The following is a 19,021-nucleotide window of genomic DNA, read 5'->3' as shown; positions in this document are numbered from 1 at the left end:
CCCCATGTCCTGTCGACCGGTCCCCTCATGGTCACCCAGATGCGGCGCGCGGGGAAGAGCGCGGGGGTCGTGTGAAGCAACAGTCACCGCACACTCCCCCGCCGGGCACCCGGTAGTAGAGGCAGCAGCTGCGGCGCCGGAAGGCCGTGCCGGTGAGGGTGCCGGTGTCCGCGAGGAGGGGGTGGGCGAGGAGTTCGGCGGTGAGGGAGCGGACGCGAGGCGGGGCGCCGAGTTGGCGGGCGGTCGCCACGAGGGCGGAGGCCGCGTTGCCCCACAGCAGGCCGGGGGCGATGCGGTAGTGCGTGCGCAGGGCGGCGGTGAGCGGTTCGAGGTGGCGGTGGAGGACGAGGTCGGCGATGGTCGCCGGGTCCGCGGGCAGCGGGCGGACCTCCGAGAGCCAGAGGTCGTCGGGGGCGCTCGCGTCGGGGTTCCAGTGCAGCAGCCGGGGGTCCAGGTCGGGGACCTGACCGTACGCGGCGGCGCAGCCCAGGGTCACCGACCAGAGGCGGGCCGCGAGGCCCTGCTGGAAGACCGAGGCGCCGATCCGCAACTCGGGGGCGTGCAGGGCAGCCGTGACTTTTTCGGCACGGAAAGTCACGGAATTTCCGTAAACCTCCGAGGGCCGGTTTTCGTATGCCTGCGCTAGCGTCGAAAGAGCGGAGTCAGGTGCTCCGCCCGTGCGTAGTACGAAGAAGCCGCCGAGCGGGGCGAGGGCGGCGAGTTCCGGGTCGAGGTCCACGAAGAGCAGTAGTACCAAGGCCCCTAGGGGGTACCTCCAGGGGCCCTCCCTCCCGGGTCCCCCACCCTGGGTATGACGGTGCCCGATTCGTACTCCATCGGCAGTAGGACCCATTGCGTGCTCAGGGACGACGACGGGAACAGATCCACAAGGCATCGTGTTGTTCATGAAGGCCGACCGTTCGCCGCGCGGGGCTGACCGCCCCCGTCACACGCAGAGGAGCAGCTCATGAGTGCCCTCGCGTTGTCCATCGTGCTGTCGCTCGTCTCCGCCGTGGCCTACGCCGGCGGAGCGATCGTGCAGGAGCACGTGGCGGTCTCCTCCCCCGACGAGCAGTACGCGCCGCTGCGCCGCCCCACCTGGTGGGCCGCGGTCGCGCTGAACGGCCTCGGCGGTGTGCTGCACGTGGTGGCGCTGGCCTACGGTCCGCTCAGCCTGGTGCAGCCGCTGGGCGCCCTGACCATCGTGTTCGCGCTGCCGATGGCGGCGCTGTTCGTCGGCCGCAAGGCCGGTGCCACCGCCTGGCGGGGCGCGATCATGGCGACCGTGGGCCTGGCCGGTCTGCTGGCCCTGGTCGGCACCTCCGACGGACAGTCGCTGGACACGGCGCAGCGGGTGGCCGTCGCCGTGGTCACCGGCGGTGTGGTCGTGACGCTGATGATCGCGGGCCGGGCCGCCCACCGGCACCCGGCGGTGCGCAGCATGCTGCTGGCGACCGGGTCCGGCATAGCGTTCGGCATGTCCTCGGTCTTCACCAAGACGGTCGCGGTCGACTGGACCGGCGGCGTCACCCTCTCCGACGCCCCGTCCCTGGCGGTCATCGGCGTCTTCGCGACGGCCGGCATGCTGCTCTCGCAGGCCTCCTACCGGGGCGCGGGCCTCGCGGCCCCGCTGGCCACGCTGACGGTGGTGAACCCGGTGGTGGCGGCCGCGGTCGGCATCACGATGTTCGGCGAGACCTTCCGCTACGGCACCACCGGCACGATGCTCGCGCTGAGCTGCGCCGTGGTGGCGGCGGGCGGCCTGATCCTGCTGACGACGGAGCGCATCGCCCGTACCACCACCGAGTCCGCGCCGACGCCGGCCGAGCCGACGTCCGTCGAGGACCTGCTCGTCGCGGTTCCGGAGCAGCCGGTGGCCGCCCTGCACGAGAAGGTCGTCGTCCCCACCCAGGTGGGGCCGACGGTCCTGGCGGTGGCCTACGACGGCGAGGACGCCGAACAGCCCGCCGACCCCGCCCGCTACCGCTTCTACGGCCCCTTCTACGGCGGCTCGTACGTCGCGGCGCCGGAGCTCGACCGGCACCGCGTGCGCGTCAAATCCTGACCCCGCCGGCCCTCAGATAGGCGAGAGGGTCGATGTCGGTACCGAATCCGGGCCCCGTCCGCACCTCGAAGTGCAGATGCGGGCCCGTCGCGTTGCCCGTGGCCCCGGAGCGCCCGATCCGCTGGCCGCCGCCCACGCTCTGCCCGGCCCGCACGGAGATCGCCGAGAGATGGGCGTACTGCGTGTAACGGCCGTCGGAGTGCTTGATCACCACCTGGTAGCCGTACGACCCGCCCCACCCGGCGCTGACGACCTGCCCCGCCCCGACGGCCTTGACGGAGGTGCCGGTGGGCACGGGGAAGTCGACGCCGGTGTGGTAGCCCTTCGACCAGGAGGAGCCCGCCTGGTGGTACGGGGTGCCGATCGGTCCGGAGACGGGAGCGACCAGGGAGTGGCTGCTGGTCCTGGCCTTCTCCTCGGTGACCGAGGAGGCCTTCTCGGTCTTCTCCGTCGTGTCGGTCTTCTTCGACTCCGTCTTCTTCGTCGACGACTTGGTCGACGCGGGGTGCGTCGCGGGGGCCTTCCCGTTCAGGTTCAGCCGCTGCCCCGGCAGGATCAGGTCGGGGTCCGAGCCGACGGTCTTCCGGTTCGCGGCGTACAGGCGCTGCCAGCCGCCCCGTACGTTCTCGGACTCGGCGATCTCGGAGAGGCTGTCGCCGCGGACCACCGTGTACATCTCGGCCGTGCCCGCCCGCGACTGCGGTGTGGTCTGCGGCTTCACGTCCTCCACGGAGGTCTTCTTCGTGGAGGTGCTCGCCGGGTGGACGTCCGGGGTGTCCCCGCCCCGCGTCAGCCCGGCCTTCACCGAGCAGACCGGCCAGGCGCGCGGGCCCTGGCCCGCGAGGACCTTCTCCGCGACGGCTATCTGCTGGTCCTTGGTGGCCAGATCGGCGCGGCTCGCGTACTTGGCGCCGCCGTAGGCCTCCCAGGTGGACTGGGTGAACTGGAGGCCGCCGTAGAAGCCGTTGCCGGTGTTGATGCTCCAGTTGTCGCTGGACTCGCACGCGGCGACCTTGTTCCAGGTCGACACGTCGGCCGCGTGGGCGGTGCCGGCGCCGATCAGCGGGATCGCCATACCGGCGGCGCTGCCGGCGGTGACGGTCAGTGAGGCGCGGTTGATCCTGTTCGGCTGATACCGGCGGTGCCGGCCGCGTACGGCCATGAAGATCCCCCTCGACATATGCCAGGAGGGCCAAAAATAAGCGCCCCGAACAGGCCATGACAAGACGGCAATCGGCCGCCCTGTCCCGCAAAGGAACAGGAATGCACGGCAGTTGCGGAAATGCTGAGGCGGGTGGGGTCTGTCGTGCGTATCTGCCTTCGGCAGGGCGGGCGGCCCGGATGTGCGCTCGACGTACCGGCAAGTCAGGATGGTCGGTGGGGCGATACTGACGTGCACGACCGGCACCACCGATACCGGATCCTTTAGGAGCCAACCGAATGAGCAACTCAGCCCAGATCGGCGTCACGGGACTCGCGGTCATGGGCCGCAATCTCGCCCGTAACTTCGCGCGCAACGGCTACACGGTCGCGTTGCACAACCGCACAGTGGCGCGTACGAACGCCCTGGTGGAGGAGTTCGGGCACGAGGGCGACTTCATCGCGGCCGAGACCGCCAAGGAGTTCGTGGCGGCGCTGGAGCGGCCGCGGCGGCTGGTCATCATGGTCAAGGCGGGCGAGCCGACCGACGCGGTGATCCAGGAGTTCGCGCCGCTGCTCGAACCCGGCGACATGATCATCGACGGCGGCAACGCGCACTTCGCGGACACCCGGCGCCGGGAGCGCGAACTGCGCGAGCAGGGCATCCACTTCGTCGGCATGGGCGTCTCCGGCGGTGAGGAGGGCGCGCTCAACGGGCCGAGCATCATGCCGGGCGGCCCGAAGGAGTCGTACGACTCGCTGGGCCCCATGCTGGAGAAGATCTCCGCGAAGGCGAAGGACGGGGCGCCCTGTGTGACCCATGTCGGCCCCGACGGCGCCGGGCACTTCGTGAAGATGGTCCACAACGGCATCGAGTACGCCGACATGCAGCTGATCGGCGAGGCGTACCAACTGCTGCGCGATGTGGCCGGCTACTCCCCCGCGCAGATCGCCGAGATCTTCCGCACCTGGAACACGGGCCGCCTCGACTCCTACCTGATCGAGATCACCGCCGAGGTGCTGTCCCACGTGGACGCGGCGACGGGCAAGCCGTTCGTGGACGTCGTGGTGGACCAGGCCGAGCAGAAGGGCACCGGCCGCTGGACCGTCCAGATCGCCCTGGACCTCGGCGTCCCGGTGTCCGGCATCGCCGAGGCGGTCTTCGCCCGCTCGCTGTCCGGTCACGCGGACCTGCGCGAGGCGTCCCGCGGGCTGGCCGGCCCCAAGGCCACGCCGCTCTCCGAGTCGGATGCGGCGGCCTTCGCGGACCGCGTCGAGCAGGCGCTGTACGCCTCCAAGATCGTCTCCTACACCCAGGGCTTCCACGAGATCGCGGCGGCCCGTGAGGAGTACGACTGGGACATCGACCTGGGCGCGGTCTCCGCGATCTGGCGCGGCGGCTGCATCATCCGCGCGGCCTTCCTGGACCGGATCCGCGCGGCCTACGACACCCGGGCCGACCTGCCGAGCCTGCTGTCGGACGACGCCTTCGCCCGCGAGATCGCGGACGCCCAGGACGACTGGCGCGAGGTCATCGTCGCCGCGACCCGCCAGGGCGTCCCGACGCCGGGCTTCGCCGCGGCCCTCGCCTACTACGACGCGCTGCGCGCGGAGCGCCTGCCCGCCGCGCTGACGCAGGGTCAGCGGGACTTCTTCGGCGCGCACACCTACCGGCGCACCGACCGCGACGGCTCGTTCCACACGCTGTGGGGCGGGGACCGGTCGGAGGTCGACGCGTAGCGGGTAGTCGTACGAGGCGGCGGACGGCCCTGGCGGTCGGCCGCCGCCTCTGTCGTTGCCGGGGTGAGGAGGTCGGGTGGGTGGCGACGCCGGGACCGGGCTCCGGTGGCCGGATCGTCCCCGGGCATGGCCGTGCCTGCTCAGGTCAGCGGGGGTCCCGGCTCCGGGTTCGGTACGGGGTCCGGGCCCGGTGGGACCGGTGAGGGGTCCGGGGGTGGCGGACCCGGGACCGGCGGGGACGGTGGCTGCGGGGGCGGAGTGGGTTCCGGGCCCGGCGGTGGCGTGGGGGTGGGGACCGGTGACGGGTACGGATCCGGAGGCCGCGGATCCGGGCCGGGCGTGGGTCCCGGCGAAGGAGGAGTGGGGGTGGGGTACGGGTCGGTCACGGCGTCCTCCGGCCAGTCGGTCGACATCGGCTCTGGACTACTCCCCCGCGTACCCTGCGCCCGTCTCCCCCACTCACCCGCCCGCATGACAGCGGGGGCCCAGCCGGTCCACTCGCCTTGCCCAACCCGCGTTTCCGCGGAGGCCGGGGCCGGCCGACTCCGGCCTCCGGGCAGCGCCCGGGCGCCCGCCTCGACCCCGAGCCGGGGCTGCGCGGCTCCTACTCGCCGAGCACCGCCCGTGCCCCCGCCGCAAGCCCCGGCCGGGGACTCGACAGCACAGGGATCGTGGTCGTCGTCAGTTGCCGGGCCGGCGCCAGGGAGCCCTGGGCCAGGACGATCGCGTCCGCCTCCGTGACCGCGTCGGCCGCCTCCGCCGCCAGGCGTGCGCAGCCCTCGGGGTCGCCCGCCGCGAAGCGGTCCCAGGCGCCCTCGACCAGGCAGGTCCGAACCTCGACCCGGCGTCCCGCGCGCCGGGCCTCCTCCTCGATCAGGGATGCCGTCGGGCCGAACGTGCTCTCCACACTGGCCAGTACGACGACCCGTGGGCCCAGGGCCACCGCCGCGGCCGCCATCGGGCGGTCCGACCGCAGCACCGGGACCCCCGCTCCCGCCGCCTCCGCGACCGCGCCGATCGTCGAGCAGGTGCACAGGACCGCCCTCGCGCCCTCGGCGACCGCCTTGTCCAGTACGGCCCTCACCTCGTCCGCGACCGCCTCCGGGCTCTCGCGGCGGGCCCGGGCCAACAGCTCCTCGTCGACGAAGTGCCGCAGCTCCAGGCCCTGGTGGTCCTCGTCGCGCAGGGCGTCGAAGACGGGGACGTGGGCGGGTGAGGTGTGCAGAAGGGCGAGCATGCCGACCACCGTCTCTCAGAACCGCCCGGGGTGTGCCACCAGCCACTCCTTCGCCGCCCGCAGCAGCTCCGGGTCGACCGCCGGGGCCACGTCGGGATGGCGCTCGGCCCACTTGGTGACGTACGGGCACAGCGGCGCGACGACGACACCCTCGCGCTCGGCGATGGCGTACAACTCCCGTGCCAGCGAACCCGCGATGCCCTTCCCCTCGTGGGCCGGTTCCACGATGGTGTGGACGGGGACCAGGGCGCGCTCGGGCGATTCGAGGACGAAGTACTCGATGTGGCCGACGACTTCGCCGTCCGTGCCGCCGCCGGAGGCCTCCAGGCGGCCCGCCGCCCGGTCGTCGCGGATCTCGATGTCGCTCATGGGCACGCTCCTGGTCCGAAGGATCCGGCGTCGATGCGGGTCAGGCGGGCACGGCCTGCGGGCTGCGCTCCTGGTCCGAGCCCGGCACCGGCTCGGACGGGTCGGCGCCCAGGGCCACGACGCGGTTGTCGCGGTCCACGTGCACGACCCGGGGTTCGAGTGCCCGGGCCTCGGCGTCGGTCACCTGAGCGTAGCTGATGATGATCACCAGGTCGCCGGGGTGGACGAGATGGGCGGCGGCCCCGTTGATCCCGATCACGCCGGAGCCGCGCTCGCCCTCGATGACGTACGTCTCCAGGCGAGCGCCGTTGGTGATGTCCACGATGTGCACGAGCTCGCCGGGCAACAGGTCGGCGGCGTCGAGCAGTTCTGCGTCGATGGTCACCGATCCCACGTAGTGCAGGTCGGCCTGGGTGACGGTGGCGCGGTGGATCTTGGATTTGAACATGGTGCGCAGCATGCGGTGCTCCCAGAATTCGGCTCCCTGCCCGCGTACGGGTCAAGGGCACTCAGATGAGGCGCAGCCCAGGGTACGGAACGCCTCCGGGGGCCGCACCGAGAACCGCGTCACACCGCGCACACGTCGGCGGGGCGGACCGCACCGGGCGGCCCGCCCCCGAATCCCTTACGTCGGCTACGGGGCCGCAGGGCTCCCCGGTGCGGGAAGCGCCGGCAGCGAGGGCACCGGGAGGCCGCCCAGGAGGCCCGTGACGATCGAGAGCACGGGCGACAGCAGGCCGGTCACCGCGCCCAGTACCCCGCCCAGGTCGAGCGAGGTGAGGGCCTTGAGCAGGTCGGCGACGACCGACTGGAGCTGCGCCACGGCGTCCCCGACGGGGTCGGCGGCCGGCGCCGCGGCCCGGTTCGTGCCGCCGGCCCGCTCCGCGACGCCGCGCTGGAGGGAGGTGTACGCCGCCTCGACGGCCTTGCGGTACTCGGCCGCCTCCCGCACGCCGAGCGGTCCGCTGCCCCGCTCGGTGAGGTCGGTCAGGACGCCGAGCAGCGGCGCGAGCGCGTCGGTGCCGTGGACGTGCACGTCGTCCCGCATCTCGTCCTTCATCTCGTCGAGCCACAGACCGATGTCCTCGGCCTCCGCGGCCGTGCCGGACCCGGGGACGGACGACTGCGAGGAGACCGGGTCCGCGGCTCCTCGGTACACGTCGACCGTGGCGGCGGCGGTGCCGACGGGGCCGAAGACCAGCGCGGCGCAGATGACGGACGGCAGCAGCAGTCCACGGGTTACCAGGGGGGACATGCAGGTTCCTTTCGGGGGCTGGCGAGTGCAGCTGTTCCTGCGCTCACCGTGGGAACCCGCCCGGTGCCCCGCAACCGATCGCACGCCCCCAGTCTCGCCCCCGTCCGCCGGAAGACGGCCCCCACCTGCGATTTTCGCCTCCGGTACGGGGGATCGGGCGCTGCGCCGTCAGGGTGCGGGCGGCCTCACGCCACCGCCTCGCCCGCCGCGATCCCCGTCACCGCTTCGCCCCGCTCCTCGAACTGCGTCCGGTACAGCTCGGCGTACCGTCCGTCCGCCGCCAACAGCTCCTCGTGCGTGCCCCGTTCCACGATCAGTCCGCCCTCGACCACCAGGATCAGGTCCGCGGCCCGGACCGTGGACAGCCGGTGGGCGATCACCACCGCGGTACGGCCCTCCAGTGCCTCGGTGAGTGCCTCCTGGACGGCGGCCTCCGAGGTGTTGTCGAGGTGGGCCGTGGCCTCGTCCAGGATGACCACGCGCTGGCGGGCCAGGAGCAGCCGGGCGATGGTCATGCGCTGGCGCTCGCCGCCGGAGAGGCGGTAGCCGCGCTCGCCGACGACCGTGTCGAGGCCGTCGGGCAGGGACCGTACGAGCTCGTCGAGGCGGGAGCGGCGCAGGGCGTCCCGGAGTTCGGGCTCGGTGGCCCCGGGGCGGGCCAGCAGCAGGTTGGCGCGGACGGTGTCGTGGAAGAGGTGGCCGTCCTGGGTGACCATGCCGAGGGTGGCGCGCAGGGAGCCGGCGGTCAGGTCGCGGACGTCGACGCCGCCGATGCGTACGGCGCCCCCATCGGCGTCGTAGAGGCGCGGCAGGAGCTGGGCGATGGTCGACTTGCCGGCGCCGGAGGAGCCGACGAGGGCGACGGTCCGGCCGGGTTCGGCGCGGAAGGAGATGCCGTGCAGGACCTCGGCGCCGCCGCGGGTGTCGAGGGAGGCGACCTCTTCGAGGGAGGCGAGGGAGACCTTGTCGGCGGACGGGTAGCCGAAGCGGACGTCGTCGAACTCCACGGCGACCGGGCCCTCGGGCACCTCGCGGGCGTCCGGTTTCTCCTCGATGAGCGGTTTCAGGTCGAGTACCTCGAAGACGCGCTCGAAGCTGACCAGGGCGCTCATCACCTCGACGCGGGCGCCGGCGAGGGCGGTGAGCGGGGCGTACATGCGGGTCAGGAGCAGCGCGAGCGACACGACGGCGCCGGGTTCCAGGCTGCCGCGCAGGGCGAACCAGCCGCCGAGGCCGTAGACCAGGGCGAGGGCGAGGGAGGACACGAGGGTCAGCGCGGTGATGAAGACCGACTGGGCCGTGGCCGTGCGGACGCCGATGTCGGCGACCCGGCGGGCGCGCGAGGCGAACTCCTCGGACTCCTCCTCGGGGCGCCCGAAGAGCTTGACCAGCGTGGCGCCGGGCGCGGAGAACCGCTCGGTCATCCGGGTGCCCATGGCCGCGTTCAGCTCGGCCGCCTCGCGCTGCATCCGGGCCATCCGGGTGCCCATCCGCCGGGCCGGGACCACGAACAACGGCAGCAGCACCAGAGCGAGCAGGGTGATCTGCCAGGACAGCGTCAGCATCACGGCGAGGGTGAGCACGAGGGTGACCAGGTTGCTGACCACTCCGGAGAGTGTGTTGCTGAACGCACGCTGTGCGCCGATGACGTCGTTGTTGAGTCGGGAGACCAACGCGCCCGTACGTGTCCGTGTGAAGAACGCGACCGGCATTCGCTGCACATGATCGAACACAGCCGTACGCAGATCGAGGATGAGCCCCTCGCCGAGCGACGAAGAGAGCCGCCTGCCGAGGATGCCGAGCGCCGCCTCGACGACCGCGATCAGCGCGATGAGCAGGGCCAGGCGGACGACCGTGCCCTCGTCCCCGTGCGACACGATCGCGTTGACGACGTGTCCGGCGAGCACGGGGGTCGCGACGGCGAGCAGCGCGGTCACCACCCCGAGCAGCACGAATTGTGCGATACGGGCGCGGTGCGGACGGGCGAAGGCTCCTATGCGGCGCAGCGTGGCGCGCGCGAAGGGGCGGCGTTCCGGCTGGGCGGTCATGACACTGTGCAGCTGTGTCCAGGCTGTGGTCTCCATGCTCATGGGAGAGAACGTAGAACCTCGAGCGTTGTCGAGGTCAATACTCCCGCTTTCACGTCCCCCTCCCCGAAGGACCTCATGGCTCTGCCTCCCCAGCCGCTTTCCGTCCGTAAGGCGCCCGCCGCAATCCCGCAACCCGCAGTTGGCGCGGTGCGGAAAACCTCTCCGGGTGTGACTGCGGTTGAAATTCCCCAAGGCTCCATCCCCCCGGGACGGTTCCCCCGTCGCGTCCCGGTCCGCCAGATCCTGTGCCTGCTTCCGCTCCTGCTGGTCACCGTCATCGCCGTGCAGCACCGTGACGTCCTCGTCGAGGGCTTCGGCCATCTGCGGTCGGCCGAGTGGCCGTGGCTGCTGGCCGCGGCCGGTGCCACCTGTCTGACCTGGGTGGCGGCCGCCTTCACCCGGCAGGGCGCGGTGGTCGACCGGCTGCCCAGGCGGCGGCTGCTGGCCACCCAGTTCGCGGCGGGCTCGGCCAACCACCTGCTGCCGACCGGCCTCGGCGCGGGGGCGGTCAACCTACGCTTCATGACGGTGTGCGGTATTCCGCTGGCCCGCTCCTCGGCCGCGCTGGCCCTCTACCTGCTGGCGGAGTGCGTCACCCGGGTGGGACTGCTGCTCGCCCTGCTGCTGGCCTTCCCGGACGCGCTGCGGTTCGGCTCGCTGCTGCCCGACGACGCGATGGGCCCGCTGCTGCTGACGATCGGCGCGGTGGTGGTCGTCGCGGTCATGGTCCTCGCCTTCGTACGACGGCTGCGCACGACCGCGCTGTCCTTCCTGCGCACGGCCCTCGGCGAGCTGCGCTCGGTGCACACGCGTCCGTCCCGGGCGCTGGCGCTGTGGGGCGGTTCGCTCGCCTTCCCCGCGCTCCAGGCGGCCGGGCTGGTCCTGGTGGGCCTGTCGCTGGGGCTGCCGGTGCCGCCCGTGCACATGGCCGTGGCGTACCTGGCGGCCACGGTCGCGGTGGCGCTGGTGCCGACGCCGGGCGGGCTCGGCTCGGTGGAGGCGGCGCTGGTCGTGGCGCTGGTGGCGGCGGGCGGCCCGGTGGCCGTGGCGACCGCGGTCGTGCTCGCCTACCGGATCATCACGGTGTGGCTGCCGCTGCTGCCGGGGGCGCTGACGCTGGGAGCGCTGGTCCGCCTGAAGGTGATCTGAGGGGCCGGGCGATCAGACGGTTCACCAGGGCACGGGTTTGCCGTCCCGGAAGAAACCCCCGGTCGGGCCGTCGTCGGGCAGAGTGGCGGCCCATACGATCCCGGCGGCCCCCTCGGTGACCGGGCGGCCGCCCCGGCCGCCCATGTCGGTGGCGACCCAGCCCGGGCAGATCGCGTTGACGAGAACGCGATCCCTGCGCAGTTCGCCGGCCAGCAGGCAGGTGAGGGCGTTCAGGGCCGCCTTGGAGACGCTGTAGGCGGGCGTCCCGCCGCTCATCGACTGGAGGGAACCGCCCTCGCTGCTCACCATGACGACCCGTGGATGCGGGCTGCGCCGCAGCAGCGGGAGCAGCGCCTGGGTGACCCGCCAGGCGCCGAACAGGTTGGTGTCCAGGGCCCGTTGCACCTCGGCGAGGTCGGCGGACCGGGCCTGGGCCCATGTGTCGTACAGGATCGCCGCGTTGTTGACGACGACGGACACCCGTCCCAGCTCGCGGGTGACGTGGTCGGCCATCGCGGCCACGCTCGCCTCGTCGGAGACGTCGAGCCGCACGGCGGTCACCGACTCACCGCCCGGGTCGATACGCCGGGCGGCGGCACGCCCCTTGGCGAGGTCGCGGGAGCCGAGGACCACGCGGTACCGGCGGTCGGCGAGCTGTCGTACCACCTCGTACCCGATGCCCCGGTTGGCGCCGGTCACGACGGCGACCGGCGGGGTCGTGCGGTCGGCTGCCATCGCCACCACTCCCTCGCTGCGGACCCTCAGCCTCGCACAGGGACCTGCCCCGGGGGCCGTCGGCCGGCGCGGGGACCGGCACTATCGGAGGTGACCGCAAGACCCAGGACACGAATGGAGCCGACATGCCGGTCCGAACCGAGCGTCAGGGACCCGTCACCACAATCGTCCTGTCCCGCCCCGAGGTCCGAAACGCCGTGGACGGCCCGACGGCCGCCGAACTCACCGCCGCGTTCCGGGAGTTCGAGGCGGACGAGGAGTCGTCGGTGGCGGTGCTGTGGGGCGAGGGCGGGACGTTCTGCGCGGGCGCCGACCTCAAGGCGCTCGGCACGGAGCGCGGCAACCGGGTCGCGGAGGACGGCGACGGTCCGATGGGGCCGACGCGGATGCGGCTGTCCAAGCCGGTGATCGCCGCGGTCGCCGGGCACGCCGTGGCGGGCGGTCTGGAGCTGGCGCTCTGGTGCGACCTGCGGGTGGCCGAACAGGACGCGGTCTTCGGGGTGTTCTGCCGCCGCTGGGGCGTCCCGCTGATCGACGGCGGGACGGTACGGCTGCCCCGGCTGATCGGGCAGAGCCGCGCGCTGGACATGATCCTCACGGGGCGGGCGGTGGACGCGAGCGAGGCCCACGAGATGGGCCTCGCCAACCGGGTGGTGCCGACCGGAACGGCACGCGACCGGGCGGAGACCCTGGCCGCCGAGATCGCCCGCTTCCCGCAGGCCTGTCTACGGGGCGACCGGTCGTCGGTGCTGGAGCAGGACGGGCTGGACGAGGCGGCGGCGATGAGCGGTGAACTCCGGTACGGAATGGGTGTGCTGGCGGAGAGCCTGGAGGGGGCGGCACGGTTCGCGTCGGGGGCGGGGCGGGGTGGCTCGTTCACGGACCTGTGAGGGACGGGCCGTTCATCGGCTTGTGCGGATGCGGCAGGATGAGCGGTTGCACATCCTGAGTCTGGAGGTAACCGGTGAACCGAGCGCTCACCGCGCACGACCTGGTCATAGCCGGAATCGCGCTGGCCGCGGGCCTGCTCGCGGCCTTCCTGCTGCGCATGCTGATGCGCTGGCTGGGCAAGCACGCCGACCGCACCCGTTGGAGCGGTGACGACGTCATCGTGGACGCACTGCGCACGGTGGTGCCGTGGTCGGCCATCGTCGGCGGCGCGGCGGCCGCCGGCGGGGTACTGCCGTTGACGAGAACGGTCCAGAACCACGTCAACCAGGTCCTGACCGTGGTGCTCATCTTCGTCGTCACGGTGACGGCGGCCCGGGTGATCGCCGGCCTGGTTCGGGCGGTCACCACCTCGCGTTCCGGGGTCGCCGGCTCGGCCACGATCTTCGTGAACATCACCCGGGTGCTGGTCCTGGCCATCGGCTTCCTGGTGGTGCTGCAGACGCTGGGCATCTCCATAGCGCCCCTGCTCACCGCCCTGGGCGTCGGCGGTCTGGCGGTCGCCCTCGCTCTCCAGGACACCCTCGCCAACCTCTTCGCGGGCATCCACATCCTCGCCTCGAAGACCGTGCAGCCCGGCGACTACATCCGGCTGAGCAGCGGTGAGGAGGGCTATGTCGAGGACATCAACTGGCGCCAGACGACGGTCCGCGCGCTCTCCAACAACCTGGTCGTCATCCCCAACGGGCAGCTCGCCAAGACGAACATGACCAACTTCATGCGTCCCGAGCAGCAGTTGACGATCCTGGTCCAGGTCGGGGTCGCCTACGACAGCGACCTGGAGCAGGTCGAGCGGGTGACCATGGAGGTCATCGCCGAGGTGATGACGGAGGTCACCGGCGCGGTCCCGGACCACGAACCGGCGATCCGCTTCCACACCTTCGGCGACTCCCGCATCGGCTTCACGGTCATCCTGGGCGTCGGCGAGTTCAGCGACCAGTTCCGCATCAAGCACGAGTTCGTCAAGGCCCTGCACAAGCGCTACCGCGAGGAGGGCATCCGCATTCCGGCGCCGGCGCGGACGGTGGCGTTGCAGCAGGGGGCGGTGGTCATACCCCAGCAGCGCGAATCGACGCCGGGGTGAGCTGAGTTGGTCCCTCCGCGGCCTCCGGTTTGGTATCTGGTAGGGGGTGGGGTCGGCCGGTGGCTGGGAGGGGTGGGGGCGTGGGGGTGGACGCGGCTCGGATCGTGACTGTGATGGTCGATGATCGGGTGGTCGGGACGGGGGTCTGGATCGGCGGGGGGCTGATCCTCACCAGCGCGAGGGTGGTGGGCGATGAATCGCACACGGCCACCTTCCAGGCGCACTTCGCGGACGCGCGCGTCGCTGCGGGCCAACTGCCTTGCACTGTTGGCTGGTTCGGCCAGAGGGACCACGACTTTGCCCTGCTGGCGCTGGACGATAATGTCGTTTTGTTCCCTGAACTTCTGTCACCAGCCCCCATCCGATGGGGGACGCTGTCCGGTCGTCGACCGGAGGAGTGCATTGTCGCGACCAAGATCACGGACGAAAGCTCTGAGCGGGTGCACGGTTTGAAGGGCACCATCAGCCCTGTGTCCGGGTCCTACGCGCCGGCGTGGGTTCTGTCCGAGGGCGCCGCGTCTTTCCTCAGCAGCGTCGGCGCCCTTGTCCGCGGCGCACCCGTATACGTCGGAGATCACCTGGTGGGGCTGGTCTCGGACGACGCTGAACGCCCGGACCAGCTGTCGGTCGTACGGATCAGTCAGATTCGCCATTCCGAAGACCTGCCCCAGCTCCTTGCGCACACCTTGGGCGGGCCACTGGTCACGGAGCCGGTGGAACTGGCGCAATGGGTGGACTCACCGCGGCCGCACGGCATTGTCTCTTCCCCACTAGACCTCCTCAGACCCGAGATCGCGGCTGTTCCGTTCTATGGGCGGGAGAAGGAGGTCGACCGACTGCTGCGGTGGTGCGCCGACCCGGCGGACGATGTCGGAGTCAGTGTGTGCACGGCCCCGCCCGGTTTCGGAAAGCGTCGTTTGGCCAGGGAGTTCGCTGCCACGATGTCCGAGCAGGGCTGGGCCGTGGGCATCCTGCTGGAAGGGCCGGCCGAGGGTCTGCTCGATGCGCTGACCGAGCTTGTGGAACCCACCCTGCTGGTCCTCGACTGGGCGTACACCCCGCTGGATCCGGTTCTGACGGTGATCGAACGAGCCCTGCTCCGGAGGTCGAACGAACCCTTCAGAATCCTTGTTCTGGTGGACGAAGGGGGTATGCCCGAAGTTCCGGAGTTGCCAGGCGTGGAGTCCGCTCCCTCGGGAGTGCGGAGCGTCTGGGACAGCGCACTGCACATCCCGCTGGGGCCTCTGGTGACAGTAGCCGACCGCCACGAGGCATTTCGGCGAGCCGTGAACGCCTTCTCACCGAGGCTGAGCCAATTCCCGGAGCTCGCCCACGAGTATTGGAGTGAGATCACCAACCGCGTCAAGATCCCGGACCTCGATCGACCCGGATTCGACGCGATCGGCAGAATTCAGACGGCCGCCCTCCGCGCCCTGTTCGCCGCTTCCCGCGCACCACGCGTGGTAATCGACGCCGTCGAGCAGTTCGAAGAGCGATATCTGCCTTACTCGTCGGACCCACGCTCCACGAGCGAATCCAGTGCTCAGCCCACTCCCCCAGCACCCCTCGGTGAAGCCGCCCTCCACACAAGAGGCTTCGGCGACCGAAAAGCGGACGTGGATCTCCTCGACCGTATGGCCATCGTCAGAGCCATCGCGGACCTCCTCCTCCCCGCACCGGCCACGGCATCGGAAGTCGGCCTGGGCCACCGCGACATGACCGGCCCGGCCGTGGTCGCTCTGGAAGGCCCCTGGGGTTCGGGCAAGACCACCACGATGGGACTGATCGAGCAGGAGCTGGAGCGACGGCTGGCTTCCGACCCGGGACAGCAGGAACCCACGACAGCCGATCGGCCGCCCGCCCGGACGCATCTCTCGGCAGCCGAGGCCCATCGGCTCCTCGCCGGACGCAACCCGAAGAAGCCGCCATCGCAAGCCCCGTCCGCCACCCCCCGCCGACGTCCCGTCATCGCCCGCTTCGACCCCTGGTCCCACCAGTCCGACGAGCAGGTGTGGGCCGGCCTGACCGCAGCCGTCCTGGAGTCGACGCAGCCCTGCCTGGGACCGGACGTGAAGTCCCGCGAGCGCTACTGGCTGCTGCGCAACCGGATCCGGCTGGACACCCGGCAGCTGCGCATGACCTTCTGGCGCAACATTCGCTCACCGCTGTTCAAGGTCGCCGTCTTCGCCCTCCTCGTGCCGGTGATCGCGCAACTCGCCAAGGACGACAAGAGATACGACCTGTGGGGCTGGAAGGCGACCGCGCCGTCGCTCGCGCTCCTGCTGCCGGCCGCGCTGGTGGTGATCGGACTGGCGCACTCCGCCGTCCGTTTCTGCTTCGGACGCGCCCGTTCCTACCTCCCCGCCGAGATCCTCGATGGACCGGTCCTCAGCGGTGCACTCGCCCCGGGTGCGAGCCCGGCGGTCGACCCGGCGCTGCGCGACCCGCTGTACCACGCCCGCTCGGGTTATCTCTATCTCGTGCAGCACGACATCCGGGAGCTGCTCGCTAGCCTCCGGGACAGCGGCGACGAGCTGATCGTGTTCGTGGACGACCTCGACCGGTGCTCCCCCAAGGCCACCGCCGAGGTGTTCGAGGCGATCAATCTGTTCCTGTCCGGCGCGCTGAACAACGACAAGGGACAGTGCCGCTTCGTGATCGGCCTCGACCCCGCGGTCGTCGCCCGTCACCTCGATCAGGTGTACCAGGACAAGGAATCCGGCCCGAAGGCCCAACGCCCGCCCAATGGCGACCCGTCCTGGGGCTGGACCTTCCTGCGCAAGCTCATCCAGCTCCCGGTGCCGCTGCCGCCCGTTGACAACGCCGGGATCACCTCCGCCTTGGCGGGGCTCTTGGGTCCCGTCATGGAATCCACCCACCTTCCGGTCTCGGTGGCGACCGCTCCGGAGGCGGCAGAGACAGAGGAGGAGACCGTCGAAGCTCCGCACGGCCCCGAGGTGGAGGAGGCAGTCCAGGGCCGGACGTCCCCGTCTTCGGCCCCCGCTATGGAAAGCAGCGCGGCGGCCCCCGCGCCCACCGGCATCGGGATCCAGCAGGAGTTGGAGTCGGAGTCGGCCGCCCAGGCCCAGGCCCGCAACCTGGAGACGCACCCCACCGTCCGCGCCCTGCTCGAACAGCGCCTCGGCGAGCAGACGGACCTGTCGATCCGTGAGGCGAAACGCCTGCTGACGATCTGGCAGTTCTACCTGCGCGTGGTCGGCCACAAGGAGCGCGGACCTCACCGGCTCTCCGTGGACCAGGCCCTGCACCTGGTGGTCCTGGCGGAGATCGCCGCACGGTGGCCCGCGCTCCAGGCCCACCTGCACCGCGCGGTCGACGGTCGCCTCGGGCTGTACTGGCTGGCCCTCGGGGCGCCGGACGACCAGGCCTGGCAGCAGGCCCTGCGGCGTACCGGCCTCGAACAGGAGGACAACGGTGTGTGCGAGGCGCTCCGCGAACTGCTGCGCAAGCACGACGGCGAGCGCGTCGCAGCGGTCGCGGAACGCCTCTGAGTTCTACAGAGTCGCCGAGTTGTCGTGCCAGTGCCCGCCCCGACGGCTGTGCGGGGACGCGAGTGCCGACTGCACCGGTGTCACCGTCCAGTCCGGGTGACCGGGCATACGGGGGTCTTGGTGCCGTAGAGCCAGTCGCGCAGGAAACCGGACTGGTCCTGGCCCGAGACCTCCGTGGCGACGGCGATGTAGTCCTCCGTCGTCGCCGAGGAGCCGCGGTGGCGTTCCAGGAAGGCGCGCTCGACGGCGTGGAAGGTGTCCTCGCCGACCAGCTCGCGGAAGGCGTACAGGACCAGGACGCCGCCGAGGTAGCGCTGGCTGTCGAAGAGGTCGGCCTCGTTGGGCGCGGCCACCGGGCCGGAGTCGTGGCGCCACTGGTCGCCGCGTGCGTAGGTGTCCTTCATACGGGCTTCCATCGTGGTCAGGCCGAGGGAATCGGCCCAGCCGCGCTCGTAGCGGTACAGCAGCCCGTAGAAGTCGGCGTGGCCCTCGTTGAGCCACAGGTCGGCCCAGGTGGCGGGGCTGACCATGTTGCCGAACCAGGAGTGGACCAGCTCGTGCATCATGTGCGAGCCGATCTTCGGCTCCGCCTGGAGCAGGAAGTTCGGCTTGTACAAGGTGAGGGTCTGCGTCTCCAGGCCGGTGAAGTCGAAGGCGTTCGGGTCGTCGGAGTTGCAGGGCAGCAGTCCGTACGTCTCGAACGGGAACGCCCCGAGCCGCTGCTCCAGCCAGCCGACGAGACCGGGGGTCAGCGCGAGGGCGGGCTCCAGGGCGGTGGCGCGGGCGGTCGGGACGACGTCCCGCAGGGGCAGGCCGTGCGGGCCCTGGCGGTCCTTGACGACGTAGTCGCCGACGGTGATCTGCGCCAGTTCGGTGGCCATCGGCTCGCGGGAGCGGTAGGTGTACGCGGTCCGGCCGTCGGCGAGCGTCTCGGTGCCGGTGAGCAGGCCGTTCGCGACGCCGCGCAGGCCCGCGGGGACGGTGACGCGGAAGCCGAAGTCCGCCTTGTCCGACGGGTGGTCGTTGCAGGGGAAGACCGTGTGCGCGGAGTTCGGCTGCGGGCAGATCGCGAAGCCGTCCGGGGTGACGACCCAGGCGGTGTGCGCGAGGGTGCGGCTCGGGTCGGCGCCGTACTCGATGCAGATGGTCGCCCTGACGTTCGCGGGCAGCGGGCGGGCCGGGGTGATCCGGAGCTTCTCGTCCGCCTGCTCGAAGGCGGCGGTGCGGCCGCCGACGCGGACGGTGCGTATGTCCAGGCCGAGGGCGTCCAGGGAGAGGCGGGTCAGGGCCTGGGTGGTGCGGATCTTCAAGGTCGCGGTGGCGTCGACCAGCTTGGTCGTCGCGTCGTAGGCGAGGTCGAGGTGGTAGGCGGAGACGCGGTAGCCGTCGTTGCCGAGGCTCGGGAAGACGGGGTCGCCGAGGGTCTCGGGGCCCGGGGTGCCGGTGTCCTTCGGCGCGGCCTGCGCCGTACCCCCCACCGTCAGTGCCGCGGCCGTACCGATCAGTGCGGCCGCGGGGGCCGTCACTCTGCTGCGATATCTCATGGTCAGCTTTCGCTCGGGCGGCCGGGTGGTCAGCTCCGGCCGTCGACGATCAGATGCACGATCTACATCCAGGACCATGAGATCGGACGTTTGGTTGCACGGACCCCTGTCGAGCCCGGCTGGAGTACGAGATATCTTGATGTCGAGCAATGT

General features: G+C 71.4%; 14 protein-coding genes and 1 pseudogene. 6 read left to right on the top strand and 9 right to left on the bottom strand.

Annotated elements, in window-relative coordinates:
• Positions 1-31 precede the first annotated feature (31 nt).
• Complete coding sequence (locus ACQEWB_RS44090; RefSeq protein WP_432841536.1) at positions 32-757, bottom strand: (2Fe-2S)-binding protein; 726 nt, start codon at positions 755-757, stop codon at positions 32-34.
• Between the two features lie 210 nt (positions 758-967).
• Between ACQEWB_RS44090 and ACQEWB_RS44085 the strand changes: the two genes are divergently transcribed.
• Complete coding sequence (locus tag ACQEWB_RS44085) at positions 968-2,065, top strand: DMT family transporter (protein WP_432841534.1); 1,098 nt, start codon at positions 968-970, stop codon at positions 2,063-2,065.
• Here the strand turns inward: ACQEWB_RS44085 and ACQEWB_RS44080 are convergent.
• Positions 2,055-3,227: a transglycosylase family protein gene (locus ACQEWB_RS44080; protein WP_432841532.1), complete on the bottom strand. Its 1,173-nt coding sequence runs from the start codon at positions 3,225-3,227 to the stop codon at positions 2,055-2,057. The genes ACQEWB_RS44085 and ACQEWB_RS44080 overlap by 11 nt on opposite strands.
• Before the next feature lie 278 nt (positions 3,228-3,505).
• Between ACQEWB_RS44080 and gndA the strand changes: the two genes are divergently transcribed.
• Positions 3,506-4,945 (top strand): NADP-dependent phosphogluconate dehydrogenase, encoded by a 1,440-nt coding sequence (gene gndA / locus ACQEWB_RS44075; RefSeq protein ID WP_432841530.1) that lies wholly within the window; start codon positions 3,506-3,508, stop codon positions 4,943-4,945.
• A gap of 604 nt (positions 4,946-5,549) precedes the next feature.
• On the opposite strand, the gene ACQEWB_RS44070 is transcribed toward gndA, so the two are convergent.
• From ACQEWB_RS44070 to ACQEWB_RS44050, 5 genes are all read right to left on the bottom strand, one after another.
• Positions 5,550-6,182: an aspartate/glutamate racemase family protein gene (locus tag ACQEWB_RS44070; protein ID WP_432841528.1), complete on the bottom strand. Its 633-nt coding sequence runs from the start codon at positions 6,180-6,182 to the stop codon at positions 5,550-5,552.
• Positions 6,183-6,197: 15 nt separating this feature from the next.
• Positions 6,198-6,551, bottom strand: coding sequence for a GNAT family N-acetyltransferase (locus ACQEWB_RS44065; RefSeq protein WP_432841526.1), 354 nt, complete (start codon positions 6,549-6,551; stop codon positions 6,198-6,200).
• Between the two features lie 40 nt (positions 6,552-6,591).
• Positions 6,592-7,011, bottom strand: a complete 420-nt coding sequence (gene panD / locus ACQEWB_RS44060; protein WP_390002432.1) for an aspartate 1-decarboxylase — start codon at positions 7,009-7,011, stop codon at positions 6,592-6,594.
• Between the two features lie 174 nt (positions 7,012-7,185).
• The gene (locus tag ACQEWB_RS44055; RefSeq protein WP_432841523.1) at positions 7,186-7,806 is read right to left on the bottom strand and encodes a hypothetical protein; all 621 of its coding nucleotides are present in this window, start codon (positions 7,804-7,806) and stop codon (positions 7,186-7,188) included.
• A gap of 185 nt (positions 7,807-7,991) precedes the next feature.
• Positions 7,992-9,890, bottom strand: a complete 1,899-nt coding sequence (locus tag ACQEWB_RS44050) for an ABC transporter ATP-binding protein (RefSeq protein ID WP_432844329.1) — start codon at positions 9,888-9,890, stop codon at positions 7,992-7,994.
• A 174-nt stretch (positions 9,891-10,064) separates the two neighbouring features.
• On the opposite strand from ACQEWB_RS44050, the gene ACQEWB_RS44045 reads away from it, so the two are divergent.
• Complete coding sequence (locus tag ACQEWB_RS44045) at positions 10,065-11,045, top strand: lysylphosphatidylglycerol synthase transmembrane domain-containing protein (protein ID WP_432841521.1); 981 nt, start codon at positions 10,065-10,067, stop codon at positions 11,043-11,045.
• 21 nt (positions 11,046-11,066) lie between these two features.
• Here ACQEWB_RS44045 and ACQEWB_RS44040 read toward each other — a convergent pair whose 3' ends face one another.
• Positions 11,067-11,780 (bottom strand): SDR family oxidoreductase, encoded by a 714-nt coding sequence (locus ACQEWB_RS44040; protein ID WP_432841519.1) that lies wholly within the window; start codon positions 11,778-11,780, stop codon positions 11,067-11,069.
• A gap of 125 nt (positions 11,781-11,905) precedes the next feature.
• Between ACQEWB_RS44040 and ACQEWB_RS44035 the strand changes: the two genes are divergently transcribed.
• The 3 genes from ACQEWB_RS44035 (at position 11,906) to ACQEWB_RS44025 (ending at position 17,324) form a co-directional block, all read left to right on the top strand.
• Complete coding sequence (locus ACQEWB_RS44035) at positions 11,906-12,670, top strand: crotonase/enoyl-CoA hydratase family protein (RefSeq protein WP_432841517.1); 765 nt, start codon at positions 11,906-11,908, stop codon at positions 12,668-12,670.
• A gap of 74 nt (positions 12,671-12,744) precedes the next feature.
• Positions 12,745-13,812, top strand: a complete 1,068-nt coding sequence (locus tag ACQEWB_RS44030; protein ID WP_432841515.1) for a mechanosensitive ion channel family protein — start codon at positions 12,745-12,747, stop codon at positions 13,810-13,812.
• A gap of 941 nt (positions 13,813-14,753) precedes the next feature.
• The gene (locus ACQEWB_RS44025; RefSeq protein WP_432841513.1) at positions 14,754-17,324 is read left to right on the top strand and encodes a KAP family P-loop NTPase fold protein; all 2,571 of its coding nucleotides are present in this window, start codon (positions 14,754-14,756) and stop codon (positions 17,322-17,324) included.
• A 3-nt stretch (positions 17,325-17,327) separates the two neighbouring features.
• On the opposite strand, the pseudogene ACQEWB_RS44020 reads toward ACQEWB_RS44025, so the two are convergent.
• Positions 17,328-18,868 (bottom strand): annotated as a pseudogene (locus ACQEWB_RS44020) (M1 family metallopeptidase).
• Between the last annotated feature and the right edge of the window lie 153 nt (positions 18,869-19,021).

It is taken from the genome of Streptomyces sp. CA-249302, assembly GCF_050936785.1.
In the GTDB taxonomy this organism is placed as follows: Bacteria; Actinomycetota; Actinomycetes; order Streptomycetales; family Streptomycetaceae; genus Streptomyces.
This window is presented reverse-complemented; position numbering and strand designations above follow the sequence as displayed.